The 19,596-nt window shown below is 53.4% G+C and carries 16 protein-coding genes and 6 pseudogenes; 7 read left to right on the forward strand and 15 right to left on the reverse strand.

The window, feature by feature from the left end:
- Position 1: 1 nt before the first annotated feature.
- Positions 2-448, reverse strand: a complete 447-nt coding sequence (locus tag BCA33_RS13900) for a tripartite tricarboxylate transporter TctB family protein (protein WP_071266748.1) — start codon at positions 446-448, stop codon at positions 2-4.
- Entirely contained in the window at positions 445-1,386 is a 942-nt protein-coding gene (locus BCA33_RS13905; protein WP_071266750.1) for a tripartite tricarboxylate transporter substrate binding protein, read from the reverse strand. Before BCA33_RS13905 ends, BCA33_RS13900 begins: the two co-directional genes overlap by 4 nt.
- Before the next feature lie 182 nt (positions 1,387-1,568).
- Here BCA33_RS13905 and BCA33_RS13910 point away from each other — a divergent pair, with 182 nt between their 5' ends.
- Together BCA33_RS13910 and BCA33_RS13915 are read left to right on the forward strand one after the other, a co-directional pair.
- A complete protein-coding gene (locus tag BCA33_RS13910; RefSeq protein WP_071266752.1) occupies positions 1,569-3,197 on the forward strand; it encodes a sensor histidine kinase in 1,629 nt (542 codons plus the stop codon).
- Complete coding sequence (locus BCA33_RS13915; protein ID WP_071266754.1) at positions 3,194-3,889, forward strand: response regulator; 696 nt, start codon at positions 3,194-3,196, stop codon at positions 3,887-3,889. The genes BCA33_RS13910 and BCA33_RS13915 overlap by 4 nt, the downstream gene beginning before the upstream one ends.
- Positions 3,890-3,999: 110 nt before the next feature.
- On the opposite strand, the gene BCA33_RS13920 is transcribed toward BCA33_RS13915, so the two are convergent.
- The gene (locus BCA33_RS13920) at positions 4,000-5,004 is read right to left on the reverse strand and encodes a GlxA family transcriptional regulator (RefSeq protein ID WP_071266756.1); all 1,005 of its coding nucleotides are present in this window, start codon (positions 5,002-5,004) and stop codon (positions 4,000-4,002) included.
- Positions 5,005-5,114: 110 nt separating this feature from the next.
- Between BCA33_RS13920 and BCA33_RS13925 the strand changes: the two genes are divergently transcribed.
- Positions 5,115-6,014, forward strand: coding sequence for an alpha/beta fold hydrolase (locus BCA33_RS13925; protein ID WP_071266758.1), 900 nt, complete (start codon positions 5,115-5,117; stop codon positions 6,012-6,014).
- 80 nt (positions 6,015-6,094) lie between these two features.
- Positions 6,095-7,266: pseudogene (locus BCA33_RS13930) on the forward strand (AAA family ATPase); the annotation flags it as partial.
- Positions 7,267-7,289: 23 nt separating this feature from the next.
- Here the strand turns inward: BCA33_RS13930 and amn are convergent.
- Positions 7,290-8,764, reverse strand: a pseudogene (amn, locus tag BCA33_RS13935) (AMP nucleosidase).
- Positions 8,765-8,851: 87 nt separating this feature from the next.
- Entirely contained in the window at positions 8,852-9,211 is a 360-nt protein-coding gene (locus BCA33_RS13940; protein WP_071266760.1) for a DOPA 4,5-dioxygenase family protein, read from the reverse strand.
- 131 nt (positions 9,212-9,342) lie between these two features.
- On the opposite strand from BCA33_RS13940, the gene BCA33_RS13945 reads away from it, so the two are divergent.
- On the forward strand, positions 9,343-10,278 hold the full coding sequence (locus BCA33_RS13945) for a hypothetical protein (RefSeq protein WP_083394760.1): 936 nt from the start codon (positions 9,343-9,345) through the stop codon (positions 10,276-10,278).
- A 17-nt stretch (positions 10,279-10,295) separates the two neighbouring features.
- Here the strand turns inward: BCA33_RS13945 and BCA33_RS13950 are convergent, their stop codons facing one another.
- From BCA33_RS13950 to BCA33_RS13980, 6 genes and pseudogenes are all read right to left on the reverse strand, one after another.
- Positions 10,296-11,057, reverse strand: coding sequence for a metallophosphoesterase (locus BCA33_RS13950; RefSeq protein WP_071266762.1), 762 nt, complete (start codon positions 11,055-11,057; stop codon positions 10,296-10,298).
- Between the two features lie 194 nt (positions 11,058-11,251).
- A complete protein-coding gene (locus tag BCA33_RS13955) occupies positions 11,252-12,058 on the reverse strand; it encodes a hypothetical protein (protein ID WP_254774413.1) in 807 nt (268 codons plus the stop codon).
- Positions 12,059-12,538: 480 nt separating this feature from the next.
- Positions 12,539-12,937 (reverse strand): hypothetical protein, encoded by a 399-nt coding sequence (locus BCA33_RS13965; protein WP_071266766.1) that lies wholly within the window; start codon positions 12,935-12,937, stop codon positions 12,539-12,541.
- A 6-nt stretch (positions 12,938-12,943) separates the two neighbouring features.
- Complete coding sequence (locus BCA33_RS13970) at positions 12,944-13,396, reverse strand: GNAT family N-acetyltransferase (protein WP_071266768.1); 453 nt, start codon at positions 13,394-13,396, stop codon at positions 12,944-12,946.
- A gap of 145 nt (positions 13,397-13,541) precedes the next feature.
- Positions 13,542-13,913 (reverse strand): Rap1a/Tai family immunity protein, encoded by a 372-nt coding sequence (locus tag BCA33_RS13975; RefSeq protein WP_139173011.1) that lies wholly within the window; start codon positions 13,911-13,913, stop codon positions 13,542-13,544.
- 210 nt (positions 13,914-14,123) lie between these two features.
- Positions 14,124-15,031 (reverse strand): annotated as a pseudogene (locus tag BCA33_RS13980) (transposase); the annotation flags it as partial.
- Between the two features lie 170 nt (positions 15,032-15,201).
- Here BCA33_RS13980 and BCA33_RS19880 point away from each other — a divergent pair.
- Positions 15,202-15,320, forward strand: a pseudogene (locus BCA33_RS19880) (ATP-binding protein); the annotation flags it as partial.
- Between the two features lie 109 nt (positions 15,321-15,429).
- Positions 15,430-15,941: pseudogene (greB, locus tag BCA33_RS13985) on the forward strand (transcription elongation factor GreB).
- 2 nt (positions 15,942-15,943) lie between these two features.
- On the opposite strand, the gene BCA33_RS13990 reads toward greB, so the two are convergent.
- The 4 genes and pseudogenes from BCA33_RS13990 to BCA33_RS14010 all read right to left on the reverse strand — a co-directional run bounded on the left by BCA33_RS13990 (position 15,944) and on the right by BCA33_RS14010 (position 19,578).
- Positions 15,944-16,579 (reverse strand): LysE family translocator, encoded by a 636-nt coding sequence (locus BCA33_RS13990; protein WP_071266772.1) that lies wholly within the window; start codon positions 16,577-16,579, stop codon positions 15,944-15,946.
- A 325-nt stretch (positions 16,580-16,904) separates the two neighbouring features.
- Positions 16,905-17,519 (reverse strand): adenylyl-sulfate kinase, encoded by a 615-nt coding sequence (cysC, locus tag BCA33_RS13995; RefSeq protein WP_071266774.1) that lies wholly within the window; start codon positions 17,517-17,519, stop codon positions 16,905-16,907.
- Between the two features lie 96 nt (positions 17,520-17,615).
- Positions 17,616-18,814, reverse strand: a pseudogene (locus tag BCA33_RS14005) (argininosuccinate synthase domain-containing protein).
- 29 nt (positions 18,815-18,843) lie between these two features.
- A complete protein-coding gene (locus BCA33_RS14010; RefSeq protein ID WP_083394763.1) occupies positions 18,844-19,578 on the reverse strand; it encodes a hypothetical protein in 735 nt (244 codons plus the stop codon).
- Between the last annotated feature and the right edge of the window lie 18 nt (positions 19,579-19,596).

Consider the following 19,596-nt stretch of genomic DNA (forward strand, 5'->3'; position numbering starts at 1 on the left):
GTCAAAAGCCTCCCAGCAAGCCATTGGGCAGGCTCAGAGACAGCCCATAGTTAAACAACCCAAACACCACAACGGCACTCACCAGCCCCGTCACAAACGACCCTTTGGGCGGCGCGCCCATGCGCCAGCTCAAAACGCCAACGGCCAGGGTAGTGGAGATAATAAAGCCCAACGGCTCCAGCAGCAGTGCGTAAACCACCAGCACAATGATTGAGATCACCAGCTCCAGTGCCGATTTCCCCACGGGCCATCGGGCGTCGGCATCTGGCTTGATCATCAGGTACAGGCTGCCCACCACCAGCACGATCGCCAGCATGGTGGGAAAGGTTTCTGGCCCTACTCCCTCGGCACCGCCGAAGGGTTCAGGCCATTGCTGCGCTACCCAGCCATAGGCAACCGCCAATACCAGCAGGCACAAACCCAGAATACGGTCACCCATGCCGGTCATTTCAGCAGACCTATTTCCCGGGACAGGTCTTCAATTTCCTGAACCTGATTGGTCACAAAGCCTTCAAACTCGCCGGCTTTGGGGTGGAACGGAATCAGGCCATTGCTCTTCATCACCGCCTTCCACTCTTCGCTGGCGTACAGGGTGTCGATTGCGTCTACCCAATACTGCTGAGCTTCATCCGAGGTATCTTTGGGCATATAAAATCCGCGCCAGTTCGGGCCAAGCGCATCAATCCCCTGCTCGCGGGCGGTAGGAATGTTGCTGAACTTGCCCGGCAGACGCTCCTCAGACAACACCGCCAGCACCCGCAAATCACCGGTGAAGGCATCCACCTGGCCACCCACAACCTGGGTCATGGCTTCGCCGCCGTTGTTGTACGACAGGTAAGGAATGGATGGCAGTTTTTCAGCGCCAGCGGCCTTTGCCGTAATAAGCACTTTCAGATGATCCCAGCCGCCACGGGCACTACCGCCAGCAAATTTGACTGCGCGCGGGTTCTCTTTCAACGCGTCCATCAGCTGGTTCAGGTTTTCATATTTGGAATCTTTGCTTACCGCGATGATGCCGTAATCTGCACCCAGCGCGCCGATCCACTTCACCATGGAGGCATCCATACCGGGGAACTGCTTCTGCGCCAACCGGGTGGTGGTGGCAGTAGACGCCGCGACGATCAGTTTGTCGTCGTTTTTACGCTTGCTCACTGTGTGAGCGTAGGCCACGCCGCCACCTGCGCCGGCCATATTCACGGTTTGTACCGAGCCGTCTACCAAGTCAAGCTGTTGCATGACGTTACCCACGCTGCGGCAGGTGAAATCCCAGCCGCCGCCCGGATCAGCCGGTGCCAGGCACTCTACTTTGCCGCTGGGCTCCCAGGCCATGGCAGACATACTGAACGCAGCCGCTGCCGCAAATGCTATTGTTGTTTTGATGAACATATACATTGCCTCTTTGTTGTTTCAGTAAACAGAGTAGAAGGCAATGCGTAGTTGCTGAAGTTTGCGGGCGTAACGCATTTAAAAAAACTACTGCGCATTGTGTGCATAAAGTTCACGGGCAAACCCGACGACGGTGTTCTACCCTTTACCCTCTCGCCGACGGACAACTTTGATCAAAGCCTATGCCTGCAAAGCGACGCACAAAACTTAAAACCCGCATGATTCTCACCCTGGGCCTGGTGAGCGCATTGCAAGCGGCGTTTATCGGCGTATTTGCCGGCTATTACCTTAGCGAATCCCTGTACAACGAAATTGGCCAGCGCGCGCTAATGGTAGCCAAAACCGTTGCCGCCAGCCCCGCCATTATTCAGGGGATACAGCAACGGGACATTAGCGCCCTCAACACCCTTACCCGCACACTGGCCACCACCAACGAAGCCCTGTTTATTGTGATTGGCGACCACAACGCTATCCGCCTGGCCCACCCATCACCCGAGCGTATCGGCCACTCCATGGCAGACGACGACGGCGATGACGGCCACCGTGCACTGGTAGAGGGTGAGGGCTATGTGGCCCGTGCGCTAGGCAATCTGGGTGAATCCATGCGTGGTAAAGCGCCAGTGTTCGATCCCGGCAGCGGCGACATTATTGGCATAGTGTCGGTGGGATACAGCGTGCGCCAGGTGGAGGCAACGGTGCAGCGCTATAATTTTGTACTGTACGGCGTTCTGGGTGTGGTTTTGCTGGTTAGTATTCTTGCGGCGGTGGTCATCGCAAGCCGTTTCAAGCGTGCTATTTTTGGCCTGGAACCAGAAGAAATCGCCGGCCTGTTCCAAGAGCGCGACGCCACACTGCAATCGGTACGTGAGGGCATTATTGCCATCAACCGCCACGGCATTATTACCACCGTAAACCGCGCGGCCCTGACCACCCTGGGGCTGAGCACCGACAGCCAGGTGGCAGGGCGCCCCATTCTGGAAGTGCTGCCCGAAAGCGACCTGATGTCGGTACTGACCAGCGGCATACCGGATTTCGATCGCGAGGTATGGCTGCGCAACCGCCAGATGGTGGTTAACCGGCTGCCCATGCGCCAGGGTGATGAGATTATTGGCGTGGTGGCCAGTTTTCGCCTGCGCAACGAGCTGGATCAGGTCAGCCAGCAGCTGACCCGCATCCAGCAATACGCCGACACCCTGCGCAGCCAGACCCACGAATACTCCAATAAGCTGCACACCATTGCCGGGCTGATTCAGCTGGGCGCATACAACGATGCGCTGGGGCTCATCGGCAGCGAAGTCAGCAGCCATCAGGCGCTGATTCACCTGCTGCTTGAGGCGGTGCCAGATCCTATCATTGCCGGTTGCCTGCTGGGCAAACACAACCGGGCACGGGAAATGGGCCTGCACCTGGACATAGACCCAGGCAGCCAGATGGCCAACCTGCCCAACAACCTGCCACGGGATCAGTTGGTGAGCGTGCTGGGCAACCTGATTGATAACGCATTGGAAGCCACTCGCCGCCACACCGGGGCAAATGGCCGGGTGCAGCTGTCGATGACCGATCTTGGCCAGGAGCTGATTTTTGAGGTTGAAGATCAGGGCCCAGGTGTGGCGCCAGAAGTGCAAAACCGGATCTTTGAAAAAGGCGTGACCAGCAAAGCCGGCCACGAACACGGTTTTGGGCTGCACCTCGTCCGCCAGTTTCTGGACAGCTGGGGCGGCTCGGTAACGGTAGAAAATCTGGGCGAGACAGGCGGCAGTCGCTTTACCTTATACTTACCCAAAAACCCCACAGGCAGGAGCCAACCGTGACCCCCATCCGACTGCTGATCGCCGAAGACGACCGCCAGATTGCAGAAATCCAGCGCCGCTTTATTCAGCGCCTGGATCAGGTGGAACTGTGCGGTATTGCACACACCCTGGCCGATGCCCGAGAACAGGCAGAAGTGCTGCAGCCTGACTTGATACTGCTGGACGTGTATTTCCCCGACGGCAGCGGTCTGGATTTATTGCGCGAGCTGCGTGCCAGTAACAACAGCAGCGACGTGATTCTGATTACCGCCGCCAAAGAAGTGGACACGCTGCGCACTGCCCTACGCGGCGGGGTGTTTGATTACATCCTGAAGCCACTGGTATTCGAGCGCCTGGAAGAAGCCATCAACCGCTTTTGTGAACACCACGAGCGCTTATCGGCATTAAAACACCTGGGCCAGGAGGAAGTAGACGCCCTGCTCCCGCGCAACGCCAGCGACACGGGCAACGACAGCCACCACCGGCTGCCAAAAGGCATAGATGTCATTACGCTGGACAAGATTCGCGAACTGATTGCCGGCGGCAAACCCTGGAGTGCAGAGGAAGTGGGCAGCGCCATGGGCGCATCGCGCACCACAGCCAGGCGCTACCTGGAATACATGACCGGCACCGGCACGTTGGTGGCTGAAGTCAGCTATGGCAGTATTGGCCGGCCGGAACGGCGCTACCGGATGCAGCGCCTGCCAACCTGAGTGTTAATATCACAGGTTTTATCAATAAATAGTATCCTGATACCGAAGTATTGTAATACCTTCATCTGTGATGAGTATCCGCTGGCACTGCGGGTGACACTGGGGAGCACCTAAGCTGCAGATAGCGATACATAACTGAAACGCTTGCGGTACTGCTCCATGGTGCAGCCCGCCATCCTTTTGAAAAGACGTCGGAACGAGCTGGCGTCTTCATAACCCACACTCCAGATAATACGCGCAGTTTGCTCACGGCTGGATTCCAGCAAGTGTTTAGCACCCTCAACCCGCAGGTGTTGCAGATAACCAATGGGTGTTTCTCCGGTGGCCTCCTTGAAGCGGCGCTTGAACGTACGGGCGCCAAGACCCGCAACGACAGCAACCTCATCGATGGTCACGGGGTCGGCATAATGCCCTTCAAGCCAAGCTTGTGCCTTGCGAATGGCATCATCCTGATGAACCTTCTGGCTGTAAAACGCCATATAGGGCGTTTGCTCCATTCGGCGACCGTCCAGCACCAGCATTTTGCTGCAGGCAAGAGCGACCGAAGGCGAGGCAAACCTTTCCACCAGATGAACACACAGATCCACAAACGCCGAAGCCCCGCCAGCACAGATGATCTGGCCGTTATCCACCAGCAATTGGTCCGCATCCATGCGGATATGTGGATAACGGCTGCGGAACATTGGGGCGGCGCGCCAATGGGTGGTGACCACCTGGTCGTCAAGTAAGCCGGCCTCCGCCAGTATAAAACTGCCGGTGCAAACACTCGCAATCACCGTACCCCGTGCCGCGGCCTTCTTAAGCCAACCATGCAGAGGTATCGCCGGGGCCAGTGCTTGATCCAGGCGATTTGCACCAACAACCGCTTCCACTGAGGATCCCACCACAATCAAATCTGCCTGAAAGGCCCCGCGCGAAATGGTCGGAGTAACCACAGCACCACTGTAGCCACGCACTGGCTGGTCATCCACGGTGATTATCTGGCAATCGAACAGCGGCTGGCGCCTACCCGCCGGTTTGTCACTAACGAAATTGGCAACAGTAAAGAAATCCATTATTCCGTGCACACCCGAGGCATGGCATCCAGGCAAAGCGACAATCGCGACATTAAACATAAGAATGACTCTTTCCGCATTTTATATGTCGAATATGACACTCCTGCTGACTGCCCGCAAGCTCTAACCTGAAGCTGTAATCAACCAAAGCAGGAAGAAGGACTTTCACTATGAATTCACCACTGAAGACTCAAACCTCGATTTCTCAAAAGCCTGGAGTTCGCCATGTCGGTCGTTCAGCCACTCGGCTGGCTTTGCAGCTTTACGCTCGGATGGCACCGCAGAAAGCGGGCCAACTGGTAAATCGCATGGCATTCCGGCCATCACGCCTGCCACTGCCCTTACGCTATGAACATCTGCTGGACAATACAGACAGCTATACCCAACTCCAACATGGTGCCCACAGCATTCCGGTGTATTCCTGGGGCAAGGGGCCCGTCATTCTTGGCGTTCATGGCTGGGCCGGCGCAGGCGTTCAATTTGGTGCCTGGGTGAATCCGTTGGTAAACGCTGGCTATCGCGTGGTTCTGTTTGACGCACCCGCACATGGGCGCGCTCAGGGCAGCAGTACCGACCTCTTTGAGATGGCCGAGGTCACAGCGAAAGTGGCTGACAGTGTTGGCCGGGTTCACGGAATATTGGCGCACTCCATGGGTTGCATAGCGGCTGTAAGAGCAATTAAGGACGGACTTCACTCCCAGCATCTGGTCATGTTGGCGCCCCCACTCAGTTTAACGGCTGTGATGGACAATCTGGGGCGGCAATGGGGGTTAAGTCAGAACGTTCTCGACGTTCATCTTCGGCTAATGGAAGAGCGTTTCGGGAATTCGGTTTGGGATAGGCTGGATCTGGAAGCGCTATCCCGATCACTGACCCAGCGTGGCATGATCGTTATTGACGACGACGATACTTCGATTGCGCCAGATGAAAGTGAACGAATCTCTACCAACTGGCAAACCGCCCAGGTACTGCGCACGAGTGGCCTGGGGCATCACCGGCTGTTGTGGAGCCCACTGGTCATTGAAACCGTTCTTCGGGATCTGGGCCGGCCGGTCGATGCGGTCGCCTGATCGTTTTTCGCGTAACATTGCACCCTATCGGAGTGTGAAGGCGCTTTCATGCTCAACCAGTCATCATTGAGCTTGAGCGTATGATCAACGCATTTGCCGTATCCAACTATCGCAGCCTGAAGAACGTTGTTTCGCCCCTATCGGGCCTCAACGTAGTTACCGGGCCCAATGGTTGTGGCAAATCAAACCTATACAAATCGCTCCGGTTACTCGCGGAAACCGCGAAAGGGAACCTCATCTCGTCGATTGCTCAGGAAGGCGGCCTAGACTACACATTCTGGGCCGGGCCGGATAACTTCACCAAGGGCATGAGAGAGGCTCCGCGCCCGTTCAAGGCGCCGCCAAAAAGCAAAATGCCCGTTTGAGGCTGGGCTTTGTCGGCGAGGACTTCAGTTACGGCATATCCTTGGGCATGCCGGCGCCGCAGGGGTTTGCCGGCTACCAAGACCCATCCATGTTTCAGTTCGACCCGGAGATAAAGCGTGAATGCATCTGGGTTGGCGATGTTTACCGACCCAGCAGCTGCCTGATCGACCGGGTTGGTCCAGTGGTAAAAGTGCGCTCCGGCCAAAAGTGGGCCGTGTATAACACCCACCTCAATTCCTACGAAAGTATTCTGAACGAAATCAGCGACCCGGTGGCCGTACCAGAGGTGCATGCGGTTCGACAAACCATCCGCAACTGGCGCTTTTACGATCAGTTCCGAACCGATACCGATTCCATCATTCGCACACCCCAGATAGGCACCCGAACCCCGGTGCTTGATCACGACGGCCATAGCCTGGTCGCAGCACTGCGAACCATCTACGAGATTGGTGACCGGCAGGCGCTGTATCACGCAATTGAGGATGCGTTTCCAGGAGCCACAGTTAACTTTACCGCCGATTCCGGTAACCGCTTCGTGCTGCAGTTTTTGCAGGACGGGCTTTTGCGACCCTTAAACCAGGCCGAGCTTTCAGATGGCACGCTTCGCTACCTGCTTCTGGTGGCCGCATTGCTCACATCCAGGCCCCCTTCCCTGTTGGTGCTGAACGAGCCCGAAACCAGCCTGCACCCGGATTTGCTGCCCGCCCTTGGGCGCTTGATTATCCGCGCCTCGCGGGAGACCCAGGTTTGGGTGGTTTCCCATGCACCACGGCTAGTTGCCACGCTGGAACAAGATGGGGAGTGCAATTCTATTGCGCTGAATAAGGAGCTCGGGGAGACAATCATTCAAGGCCAGGGATTGCTGGATGCACCGCCGTGGCAGTGGCTGATTAGCCACGCGAGCCAGGTTCACCGAAACGGCGGCTCATCAAAGCTACGCAGCTTGCGCGAATGCAGGGTGTAACGCTCGCTGCGCATCAGTTCCAGCGCGCGGATGCCAATATGCAAATGCTGGGCAACCGCTCTCTCGTAGAACGCCCCTGCTGCTCCGGGCAGCTTGATTTCACTGTGCAGTGGCTTGTCGGACACACACAGCAAGGTGCCGTAAGGTACACGCAGCCGATAACCCTGGGCGGCGACCGTGCCGCTCTCCATATCAACCGCGATGGCGCGGGCGAGGTTAATCTGCGGGCGCTCCTGCGCCCAGCGCAGCTCCCAGTTACGATCATCGTAGGTTAAAACGGTGCCAGTACGCAGCCGACGCCGGAGCGTGTCACCCTCCTCGCCGGTGATCTCCGCCGCAGCCTGTTGCAGCACTTGCTGTACTTCGGCTAACGCCGGCAATGGAATGTACGGCGGCAGTACCCGATCAAGGATGCCATCTCGGCGCATGTAGGCATGAGCCAGCACATAATCACCAATCACCTGCGACTGCCGCAGCCCACCGCAATGACCAATCATCAGCCAGCAGTGCGGGCGCAGTACGGCCAGGTGGTCGGTAATGTTCTTGGCGTTGGAAGGCCCCACGCCAATGTTCACCAGGGTAATACCCTGGTCGGGCTCATTCGCCTTCAGGTGGTAGGCTGGCATCTGGAACCGGTGCCAGACCACGGAGTCGATAATCGCCTGCATTTCATCTTCGGCCATCCCCCGCTCAACCACCACATTACCGGGCAATACCATGCTCTGAAAGCGTGATTCGCCCAGCAGCATATCCAGCCCGTGCCGAATAAACTGGTCAACATAACGATGGTAGTTAGTCAGCAATATCCACGGCTGTACATGCTGCCAGTCGCTGCCGGTGTAATGCACCAGCCGGCGCAATGAAAAATCCGTGCGCGCCGCATCAAACAACGCCAACGGCATTTGCTCCAGCTCTTGCCAGTCGTATAGGCCATCAGCAGTGCCATCGTTGGTGGCAGACAGATCCGTGCTGGGGAATACCCGCGCCAGCTCGATGGCGGTAACGCCCGAAGCGCCCAGCTCGTCACCTTCCTCGACAACATAGGGATAGGGAATGTTGAGCTGGCTCAAACCCACTTCCACAACTACGTCGAAATCCCGCATCATGTACCCCAGCTGGCTCTCCAAATACCGCCTGAAGGCTCTGGCTGAGTTACCGTAATACTGTAAACACCGGGCACCTGCAGCCGCGCGTAAGCACGTATGCTGCTGGGCACCTCGCCCTGGGTTTGATATGTCAGGCGCAGTTCAGGGTAACGGAAGGCGCTTTGGGCATCCTGCGGTAGCTGGCGATCATTAATATACTGCTTCAAAGCCGCGCGCAGTGCGCTGGTTGCTTGCCCATACAAGGTAGCAAGGCGATCAACCGCCGCTTCAGGGGTGGTCACTTCAATAAAATCATCAGCACGAGAAAGTGTCACGACAAGCCTCAAAGTTGTTTAACTGCCTTCATATTGCCTGCTGCAGCGGCTGCGGCCAAGCACCAGCGCAAGTACTGCGCATACAAATTACGTGTTTGGCTCAAACATGGATAAATCGAGTTCAACACTGTCTCCTAACCAATACGCGTATATTGTATGGTCTTCTAAATCATTGCCGGACAATGCATGTATTAGAACCGTGAGACCTTCTCTATTTAAGTCGAGCCAGGTTACAAATTCATTAAAATGCTGAGCACCAAATGTGATTTGGCAACTCCACTTTGGGTGAGGCCCAACCATCTTTTGGTGAATTCGACCAACCTTCAGGCCGAATTTCTGACCCGCCTGCTCACACAAAGAGGTCGCAAAAGACAATGTCTCTTTCTCAAAATATATATGGGCGTGGTAAGCCTTATGGGAATTAACAGGGCGCTTAACTTCTTTCATTGAGTTCTCCATTCACCTCAAGGATGCTATCTGCGACAAACAGCTTCGGCACCAGCATAATGCGCAGCATTCGCCACAGGTAGGGCCAGCCAACTGTGCCAGCCTATCACCCAGCCTTACAGGAACTGATATTGGGTTATAAAAACGACTCCACCCATTGGGGTGCTAAAATCACCCAGGCGAGCCTGATCTTTGCGTTGTTCCCTTTATTTTTCATCGGGGGCCCGGATTGGGCTAACGGCCTGTTTTATGAAGCCGTGTGGAACCTGGGGCACATCCTGTTCTTCTTTCTGATAACGCTGTTACTTCAGCCGCAACGCAAACTTGGTGGCTGGCGATTAGTCACTGTCACCACTGTGGTGGTACTTGTTGCGGGCGGGCTGATTGAACTGGTTCAGAGTGAGATAGGCCGCGACGTTGATTGGCACGATATGCTGCGCAATCTAGTAGGTGCCTGGCTGGCGCTGGCGTGCCTCTCATGGCCAGAAAAAAAATCACTTGCCGTGTGGCTGGCCCGCATTGGCGTAGCCATATTGTTGCTATGGGAGCTTTGGCTCGTGGCCGCCATCGGTCACCAACAGTGGCAGATAACCCGACAAGTGCCGCAACTTTATAACTTCGCTACTACCAATGCCCAGATATTCTGGGATGGCAACGTACAACGTTCTACGCGCTTTGCCGATTCGGTAGGCAATCAGTTCAGCCTGGAAGTGAACATCACAACCGAAAAGTACTCAGGGGCATCGCTGAACAATTTGGCGAGCGACTGGAGCAACTATCAGAACCTGGCACTGACATTGTTTAATCCCGAGCAAACGCCACTGACCGTGGTGTTACGCATCAACGACCGCACCCATGAGCGAAGTGGCAATGCGTATGAAGACCGTTTCAACACCCGACTTGTTCTCGACCCCGGAGTGAATCGCTTTACTGTGAGTTTGGCTGATGTTCAGCAAGCACCCGCAACACGCCTGATGGATATGACCGATATTCGCCAGCTCATTATCTTCGCGTCAAATCAGGCAACGGCCACCACCGTTTATCTGCTTGAATTGAGTCTTTATTAACGGCGCAGGGTATGCGCTTACACCTCAATAATTCTATCTGCAGTAAACAGTGGCGGCTCATATTCATTCGGGTAGGCACCGGGATTAGCGAATACGCGAGTGCCTGCAACCTGTATATCAACGGGCTCATGAACGTGGCCGTGAACCCACAGATCCATTTTTCCCATCAGTGCCCGCAAATCCGAAGCAAAGGCCGGCGACAACGAGTCCCCTTGGTATTTCGGTGGGATACACTCCGGCAACGGCGCATGGTGGCTAATCACCACCCGTGGCCCCGAGCAGGGTTCGCTTAACGCCGCCGCAAGCCAGGCCATGGCTTCTGCATGCAACCTCTGGCTCTCTACAGTAGAGAACACCTCGCCTGTTGGTTGCTCGATAATGCGAAAATCGGGCATAAACGCAAGCGCGCGCTTTTCCGTCTGTGATGGATCATAGTCTGGTTGGCCGTTATACAGACCAAAATCTGTCCATAATGTGGAGCCATGAAAGCACACGCCGCCAATGGTCACCGTATCGTTATCAAGCAGGTGAATTCCCAGGCGCTCAGCTTCGGCACGCAAGGCCTCACGCGTGTCGGGCATGCTTGTTCCATAGAACTCATGGTTGCCCGGAACGTAGATAATCTCCTGCCCCGCAAATCGTTCCGCAGCCCAAGCGAGGCCTTCCGTTGTACGATGAATATCTCCGGCCAGGATAACCACATCAGCAGCTACATCAGGCAATTCGCGACCTTCGCGAAAACACTCCACGTGTAAATCCGACAGTATTCGCAAGCGCACAGTCTTATCTCCTCGGGAAACTTGGATAGATCTTTTTCTTAGGGCTTAGCCTACCCGTTTTGGCGGGCCTGAGGCTAAAGTTACATCCACTTGCGTTTTATGGCGCGTAAGCTTGGTACACCTCTCTTTAAAACGTTTTTCCGACAATGCTTACAGGAGAGAACCAAGCACAAGTAGAAATACAACAAGAGGGACTATTCATTTGCCCGAACAAAGACCCAGTTGGTCCCGACGTTGTCACACACGATGACGTCGCGATCGATAGTTGCACACAGAGACAGGTTTTCCGGAAGCTCATCGTGGTATCGGGCTTTCAGCCCCAAAGTTTTCCGATCCTGTTTGAGTAGCTCGTAGGTCTGCCCCATACGATCGGAAAAATCCACGCCGCCGCTTTCCAGTGTGTGAAAGGCGTTGTGAAACGCCGTGAAGCTCATGGTGTTTGCACCAAGGCCAATGGCCAGCATTTTTGGGATGTAACGGTCATAGGCGGCCGAAAGATAAGATCGCACGGCTTCATCATCGTTACGCTCGCCATCGAAAGGCACTATTACGAGGCGGTTACCCGGTCCCAGGACACCGTCGTCCAGAGATGCCAGTGTGCGATTGCCTGCAAGCTCATAAGCCGCTTTTGGGCACTGGATGAAGTCGCTCCTCAACTGGCAACCCGCCAACCCCTGGCGAATCGACGGTTCAGTGCCGGATTCTTTTGCAGGCCCCACCGATGACCTGGTCGTTTCAGCTTCAGATGTGGCCGAAATCTCTGGCAATGCCAGGCCCAATCGTTTGGCAGGCCGACGCAATAATAGCGCCTGCACGTTTGGATCATTACGCTTGAAATCCATCGCAGAAGGCAGGCCTGTGCCCCCACCGCGCTCTACAACTTCGCAGTAGAGGCGCTCCAGATCTGTCTGGGCCGATGCCAGGCAAGCTTCATCGGCGCCGGCGATCGAAATCCAGCCAACGGCAAAAATTATGAGCAGTTTTTTTTGGTAGGCGATCACCGCAGCTCCATCTGGTGTGCTTTCAATGTTTACTATACAACGCCACCACCGGCTATTGCGCCAGCGCATAATCGATCCTGGCACACACCGCGGCAATCAACGCCTGCTGAAATTCCGAATAAGGGTTCTCACCCGGTTCGAAGGGCTTGTCGTCGCGGGCCTCCAATTATCATGCATTTGGCTCTGACCAGACGGCATATTCATTGCCATTCGGGTCGTTGAAATGAAAACGACGGCCACCGGGAAAAGTGAAAATATCCTGAACGATTGTCCCGCCAGACTGCTTCACTTTATCGATGCCGAACTATTCTTTTTTGTCGATCGTTATCTCAACCGATTTGCCGTTACCCGCGAACCACTTCTGAACATACAAAGTGCCCACGATAGGAGCCGTGCCTTCATCAGGAACCTCCTAATGGTGAACGACAAATAGCCTTCAGGGCGCCGGGCAAATCCGACAATATTCGCAAGCGCACAGTTTTATCTCCTTGGCAGAGCAACCTCAACGGTCTTGCCTCCGTAGCCGAAGCGTTGATCACGACCTTGAATGACCACCGTTGAAACGGGCTTTGGAACTTCGACCGCGTGGAGACTTCTGGTGAAGGGCTGCTCGGCGGCGTGATCGTGCAGAAGTATTCGTTCGCCATAGAGCGTGCCATCCTTTCCCATCACCCGAAATGCATCGGCATAGCGTTGTGGCGTGTCGTAGGGTGAGGAGAGAGTAACGTCAAAATCGAAGCTGTTATCGCCGGTGGCGCGCACCTTGGCTGAAATGACATCGGGGTACCTCTGCTGAGGTGCATTTTCTGCTAAAGCATCGCTCGCTAAGATGATGATTCCGAGCGCAAGAACCGTGAACATTCGAAGGTGCGACGGCATGGCGGGTTACTCCTTCCACTGATACATGATGAAATCGCTCGGCCCCGAGGTGTAGCGGTCGTAAAAGGCGCGACCTCGCTCATTGAAGTGCTGTGTGATCCAGCGTATCGCAGACCAGCCACGTTCGCGAGCGAGGTTCTGAAGACTCTCGAATATAGCGTCGGAGGCCCCACTACCGCGAGCATCCATGGCCACGTACATGTCATCCAGGAACCCAATTTCATTCCCCCCGAGCGGACGAGGGCAAGCACGAACATGGGCCAGACCAACCGCGAGACCGGCATCGGTGCGGGTGAGCAATCCTTCAAGCACGTGGCTTGGGTCTAATAACCAGCTCCATACTTCATCTGCGATGGCATCACTCATGGGTACGCCATAGAACTCGGCGTAGCCGTCAAACAGGGCCCGCCATTCTGATTTGTCGCTAGCCACCACGAAGTTTGTCTGGAAGGTGCTCATAGTTTGCCTCAATTTCTCAGTGTAGGCTTCGGGCTTTTTGCGGCTCTTAAAGCACCTCCGTGCTAGGGGCTACCCTAACTATAGAAGATGTCTACTGAAGTGGGGGAAGTGCAGAACGAACTTTAATGAATAGTTAGAGTAAGTCTTACTCACAGGGATATGCTTGCATGAATGCTGAGATGGCTAGAATAGTGCCGTGGCGGTGAAGTTCCTTAGGATTGTCCTTTAGGTATTTCACAACAATCCTGGCAGCTTGGCCATTATTCAGACCCGCTTCCGGGGCGCAGAAGAGCGCGTCCTTACCCAACTGAACCTCATACATGGCGTTAGTGTTGGTTACGCCCTGCATCATACCGAAACAATATCCGAGAGCCCCAAAATCAGGATTGGCTGGCTCATTATCCATAAAGTCTATTGCCGCATTGCAATGGTCTAGCAGCTTGTTACCGCTTGCGAAAGCAGCTCCCGGCAATAAAGCTAGAATCATCAGAACCAAAGCTCCAGTTAAGCTTCTCATAATTACTCCCAAATCTTTGCTTATGAACTTTAACGAGGCTGTAGAAAAACCCTTATCAGAGCCTGACCCGCAGCCGCTTTATTGTATTTTTCAGTACTTGCGATCAACTAACGCAAGTTTGCTCGTTCGTCGAGCATTAGCGATATTCAGCTTACGAAGCCCTTCAATCAGCTATCTAAGAGCTGCTTCTGGGTACACCTTAGCCCAACATCATGCCGCTAACTGCCCGTAATTCGCCAGTTTCTCAATGTTGTGTACCAGACAATACAATTGCCACTGGCCCTGCACCTTCTTTTTGCCTCGCAGACTGAAGCGATTCAGGCGTTTGTTCGTGCCAATGTTGCCGAACACGGGTTCCACCACCGATATTCGATGGCTGTAGATTTCTTTGTCCTGTTCGCTATCCACCCGATGCTTCATCCAGTCGGTGTAGTTAGGGAGTCGTTTGTTTTCAATGGTGAACGATACCTGCCTGCCAGACCCATTACGGTGATCCGCTGATGCTGGATTCTGCATGCACTGGTGCTTCTTCGGGCAGTGGCGGCACTGAAGCAACCGACCTTCGAAGTGCACTCGGATTTTCCCGTTTAGCGCTTCCCGTTGACCTCGATAAGTAAGAGTTTGACCGGAGGGGCAGACACAGACGAGCGTCACTGGATCGAACTGGAATTCGCTGGCTGCCAGGGTGTCTTTCCAGCCTTTGTCTGGGAGGTTCTGGTGCCGCTTACCGTATTTGTCTTTCTGATCCGCGAACTTGGGGTCGCGGCTGCGGAAGCGGTTGTCCGGGATGTAACCGTTGATCTGCTGTTCATGCAGGTATTTCATATTCGCTTCGTTGGCGAAGCCAGTATCGGCCGTCACAATCGCGCCGGTTTGGTAGATGTCGTCAGCGATACCCAGCTTTTTATAGCGTTGCTGAACCGTCTCCGACACTGGCTTTAAGGTGTGGTGTTCTTGCCCTTCGCCGAAGGCCTGAGCATCGATGATGATCTGGTGTTTCTTGTCCACCGTGGCCACGCCGTTATAGCCCTGGATCGTGCCTTTGCTGGTGGTCTCTTGCCGCTTTCGTTATCGGTGATGTTGCTTTTCACTTCCTTGCGCCGTTTCCCCTGGCCAATACACGAATAGCCAAGTCAGAACCCTCCAGCGGCGAATTAACGAATGGAGATTACGCGACCAGAGCTATCAGATTAAAATGACGCAGCTAATGAGCAGTTAACCACACAACAATCCTGGTGAGACAATCCGGCTATGAGTTTGATTCTTTACTGAGGCAATACGTATACTCGCCAAAGTCGACGTGTTGATCCTGGATGACTGGGGCTGATGAAGCTGAATGCAGAAAACCGCCGGGATTTATTGGAGGTGCTGGAAGACCGATACGGCCGGCGCTCCACCATCGCTACCAATCCATGCGAAAAAGACAGACAAAGTTGACGAGCGCCATGGTTTCAGAGTAACAATGAAAACCCCGCGTCGCTACGCTCCGATGGGTGGCAGCCTTGCTCCGGTCCGGGTGGCAGGCTTCACATGGAATGGGTGGCAATCTTCAGCGGTTTACGCAGTTATTACACCAGAAGGCTACGCCAAGTTGAAGAAAGAGCTCGACGACCTGTGGCGGAAAGAGCGCCCCGAAGTCACAAAAATGGTTCGACGGGCTGCAAGTCTTGGTGATCGGTCAGAGAACTCAGATCACCAGTATAACGAAAAAAGGCTCAGGGAGATCGATCGTAGGGTCAGGTATCTTAGAATCCGTCTTTCCAAGCTTCGTGTTGTCGAGTACAGCCCCGCCCAAGAGGGAAAAGCATTCTTTGGAGCCTGAGCCACGTTGGTTGAGGAAAACAGTGACAAACTTACATTTCGGATTGTCGATCCCGACGAGAGATATGACAAAAAAATTATGTGGCCGTACACGCTCCTGTGGTCAAAGCGTGCCTCGGAAAATGCAGAGGAGATGAAGCAATACTCAGGACACCCAAATCGACGAAACTATGGGAAATTGACCTGCTAACATGTCAAGTCGACTGATATTATCTGGTACTTGCGGCAAGACGCGCACCTAAGGCTATAAACAATGCGCCAAGGCCTCGATCTATCCAAAGCCCAACTTGCCTATTTTTCTTCAAAAATGAACCCAGCCGGGATCCTACCATAACCAAGGGAGGCTCTATGAAAGCTGCGACAACGATTATGAGACCTCCGTGGAGAAATAGCTGAGCGCCATTGGAGCCAGCTCCTTCAACAACAAACTGTGGCAAAAACGCAAGGAAGAAAATGGCCACCTTCGGATTAAGCGCAGAAACCAGCGCGCCTTGCCAATAGACCGAGTGTCTATTCAGATTTTTTTGGTTCCCATTCGAAACAAACGAATCGCCACGTGACAGCAACATTTTAATTCCAATCCATATCAAATACGCAGCACCCAGCCATTTAACGATTGAAAAAGCCAGTGCTGACGTTGCGAGAATCGCCGAGAGCCCAGCGGCCGCCATGACCACATGCAGCCCAGCACCCGTCCAAATACCAAACATAGCAGCGAAACCCTGTCGACGTCCATTGCGCAGAGTCTGTCCCAAAATGAAGGCAATATCTGGCCCAGGCGAAAGGTTCAAAAGAACCGCCGCCGACAAAAAGGTCATCCAGTGCAGAATCGTATAATCAAACATTCAAAGGCTCCCATTGAAGCGGACATATAATCAGCAGCATGGCCTATACATAAAGCTGAGCGCTCTGGTGTGGCCTTGATACAGCAAAGCGGAGACAAAGGGCATCCGAGCACCGCGTTCGGTTAGCTGGTTTTTCGAGACTGGTGCGGCGCTTTCGCTCCTCCAGAGTATTCTATAGCGCGACAATTAACTTGGCCGATCCGTACAAGATAGTTGGCGCTGCATAATATTCAGTCCAAAATGCCGCACGATGTCCACTAATTGTAGCAGAACCGTAAGCGTCCGAAGGGAGCCATTAGGAGTCTGCAAATGTGGGTGCTGCGTTTTAGTTCTCAGCTGTAATGTGACGAATTACACCACGGTGCCTGAGAAGGTCAATCAGCATTGCCACACACTGCTCAACACTTAATTCAGTGGTATTAAGACGTAGATCCGGCGATATTGGTGGCTCATATTTCGAGTCGACTCCTGTAAAGTTTGGAATTTTCCGTTCGCGAGCCTTCTTATACAAACCTTTAGGATCTCTATTTTCGCAAGCAGTTAGAGGAGTATTGACATAAACTTCGACAAATACGTAGCCGGATAAGAGTGATCGCGCGATATCACGGTCGTGTGAAAAGGGGGAGATGAATGATGCGCTTACAATTAGCCCCGCATCAGCGAACAATTTTGATACTTCTCCTATTCGACGAATGTTTTCAACACGATCTGACTCACTAAAACCGAGGTCTTTGCTTAAGCCGTGACGGATGTTATCTCCATCCAATAAAGCAGTGTGATACCCCATGGAATGCAACGCTACATCCAGCGCATTCGCCAGTGTGGACTTCCCTGACCCACTGAGGCCTGTAAACCAAATGAGGCAAGGGTTTTGCTCTTTAATGGCTGCTCTTGAAAAATTGGAGACGCGATGTTCATTCCAAACGATGTTTTTGGTCATAGTGAATTCCGTTTCGTATACGGTTGATCATGAATAAGAAGATTGTTCCTTAAGACCCCTAAGTCCAGATACCAACACATAATAGACCTTCCAAGCTTAGGGAGCAGCTAATCCGTTCCAAGCATGTCCCCCATTGTTAAACCTTTGTTCCCTTATATCTTCTCGTTGCCCTGTCACATGAAGGCAGAACATATTCCCTTTATATATTTCAATTTCCACGATGCCATTTACTACCGAGGCTATACCATCGAGAGCAGACTTGGCCGTTTCAGAGTCAATTTCGTAGTAGCGCCCATCGTAAAGGCGTCTGGCAACATAAGCAGAAAGTGACTGAAACATTTTCTGTACTTCCATGGGAAGGGTTGATGAGCATAGCTCCTTGAATGCATGACCGAGCAGTGTCATGCCCGGTGCTTCATAGATTCCTCGGCCTTTAGTGCCACTACTCGATCCTCAAATACGGCAGTTAGGCCAACTCCATGTTTCCCGGCAATATCATTCGCCAGGCCCAGCAATACTTGAGGAGAGTTTAAAAAGCCGTTGATTGTATGTAGTTGACCTTCCCTAAATTCAATACGCACGTTAGTTGCTTGGCTCGGTGCGTTTTGTGGTAAATTGGTTAGTGCCCACGGGGCGTATATCCAAGGCACTGTTTCGTTCTCAAGTTGAACGCCTTCGTGGGAAACACCCATCAATGAACCATCTGTAGACAGTTTTTCCTTAGCTTCTAAGCCCTCTTTATAGGATTGTCCTAGTAGAAATTCGACCATTTCTTTTCGATCCCTAAAACGACTTCGGAACTCTTCATCTTCCCATGGCGCGTAGGGAATAGCGCTGGGCGCAAATTTTTGTATGTAGCGGGTGAACCGTCTGAAGTCGTTGCCCCCGTTCACACTTCCGTGAGCTAGCACCGTGCAGCCCTCCTCAACCATTCGAGGTGCCAGTTGACTTACGAGCACTGCTCGTAGGGCGCCTGTCGTATTCCAGTAGCCGCCTTGGTAACTGGCTTGGTAGCGAAGGACTTGCAAAGCGAATGAGGCCATAACGTCTCTAAGGTCAACTGTATGCAGAGGAATGCCTAGCTGAGCCATATCCTGCTTGAAGTTCGTAAGTTGAGACTCGTCTTGCTGTCCAACATCCGCTGTATACACATGTAAGTTAGCGCCCGCTTCGTGCAAAAGGTGCGCCTGGACCCATGAAAATAGTCCCCCACCGGCAAAGAGACCGACTTGATGATCCTTTAATTCTGCTTGGCATAGTTTACTGCTCATAAAAGGTTGCTCCCTGCACTTCATAAGTAGATGGTTGGCACAAGTTTAACGCTCTATTGAAGGCAGGCCTCTTCCAAAGCCTTATAGAACGGAGTGTGGTACTCATAGAACTCTCGAAGAGTCTGATTGTTTTCGACAGTATTCTGGTAATGGCCTTTGGCCGAACAAAAACCAGTCGTCTGACTAACAGTCTTATGCCAATGCTGAGTTTGTGACCAATCCCGAGAATTGTGCGCACTCCATTGAAGTTGGTCATTGCTGAAAGGCAAGCCGAACTGCGAACAAAAAGCACTAACTATTCTCTCAGGGTCCTCGGCTAGACGGTCTGCATTGAGCACTAGTGGCTGCTTCTGCTGTACTTTTCGCACTGAAGCAAATATCCGAAATAGGTTCTCGTAGCCTATGTCGCCGCATTTAACATCAGGGTTCATCGCGTAGTGTGAAGCAATAGTCCTCCGTGGCTCCCTCACAATAAAGAGGTGCTCTGAATTACTGAGAAAATTCATATCGGTTTCTGCCTTGTAGCGATGGTCACAGGTCTCTTTTAAAAAGACTGGCTGATCATTCGCCAACTGGAGAAGGCTTTGTATTAGCTCATCCTCATTGCTTACAACAATACTACCTCCGGATCCATTGGGCAGTTTTGTACTTCCTTTGTCCGCCAAGGTACAGAAGGGCTCATGTACCGTAAGGAAATCACCGCGATTCTGCATCATTCGGTAAAAGGCGGTAGAACGAGAGCGCGGGTGAGCCCACAGTACTATCAAGCGTCCCTGATCTTTTGGCATAAGCGTCATCCCTCTAAT

Origin of the sequence: Marinobacter sp. AC-23 (genome assembly GCF_001858325.1) — a bacterium.
Lineage (GTDB): Bacteria > Pseudomonadota > Gammaproteobacteria > Pseudomonadales > Oleiphilaceae > Marinobacter.

What these genes read in the sequence shown, in the direction of transcription:
- BCA33_RS13900 (WP_071266748.1), bottom strand. Translation starts at nt 448, where the DNA reads ATGACCGGCATGGGTGACCGTATTCTGGGTTTGTGCCTGCTGGTATTG.
- BCA33_RS13905 (WP_071266750.1), bottom strand. Translation starts at nt 1,386, where the DNA reads ATGTTCATCAAAACAACAATAGCATTTGCGGCAGCGGCTGCGTTCAGT.
- BCA33_RS13910 (WP_071266752.1), top strand. Translation starts at nt 1,569, where the DNA reads ATGCCTGCAAAGCGACGCACAAAACTTAAAACCCGCATGATTCTCACC.
- BCA33_RS13920 (WP_071266756.1), bottom strand. Translation starts at nt 5,004, where the DNA reads ATGTTTAATGTCGCGATTGTCGCTTTGCCTGGATGCCATGCCTCGGGT.
- BCA33_RS13925 (WP_071266758.1), top strand. Translation starts at nt 5,115, where the DNA reads ATGAATTCACCACTGAAGACTCAAACCTCGATTTCTCAAAAGCCTGGA.
- BCA33_RS13940 (WP_071266760.1), bottom strand. Translation starts at nt 9,211, where the DNA reads ATGAAAGAAGTTAAGCGCCCTGTTAATTCCCATAAGGCTTACCACGCC.
- BCA33_RS13965 (WP_071266766.1), bottom strand. Translation starts at nt 12,937, where the DNA reads ATGCCGTCGCACCTTCGAATGTTCACGGTTCTTGCGCTCGGAATCATC.
- BCA33_RS13970 (WP_071266768.1), bottom strand. Translation starts at nt 13,396, where the DNA reads ATGAGCACCTTCCAGACAAACTTCGTGGTGGCTAGCGACAAATCAGAA.
- BCA33_RS13975 (WP_139173011.1), bottom strand. Translation starts at nt 13,913, where the DNA reads ATGAGAAGCTTAACTGGAGCTTTGGTTCTGATGATTCTAGCTTTATTG.
- BCA33_RS13990 (WP_071266772.1), bottom strand. Translation starts at nt 16,579, where the DNA reads ATGTTTGATTATACGATTCTGCACTGGATGACCTTTTTGTCGGCGGCG.
- cysC (WP_071266774.1), bottom strand. Translation starts at nt 17,519, where the DNA reads ATGACCAAAAACATCGTTTGGAATGAACATCGCGTCTCCAATTTTTCA.
- BCA33_RS14010 (WP_083394763.1), bottom strand. Translation starts at nt 19,578, where the DNA reads ATGCCAAAAGATCAGGGACGCTTGATAGTACTGTGGGCTCACCCGCGC.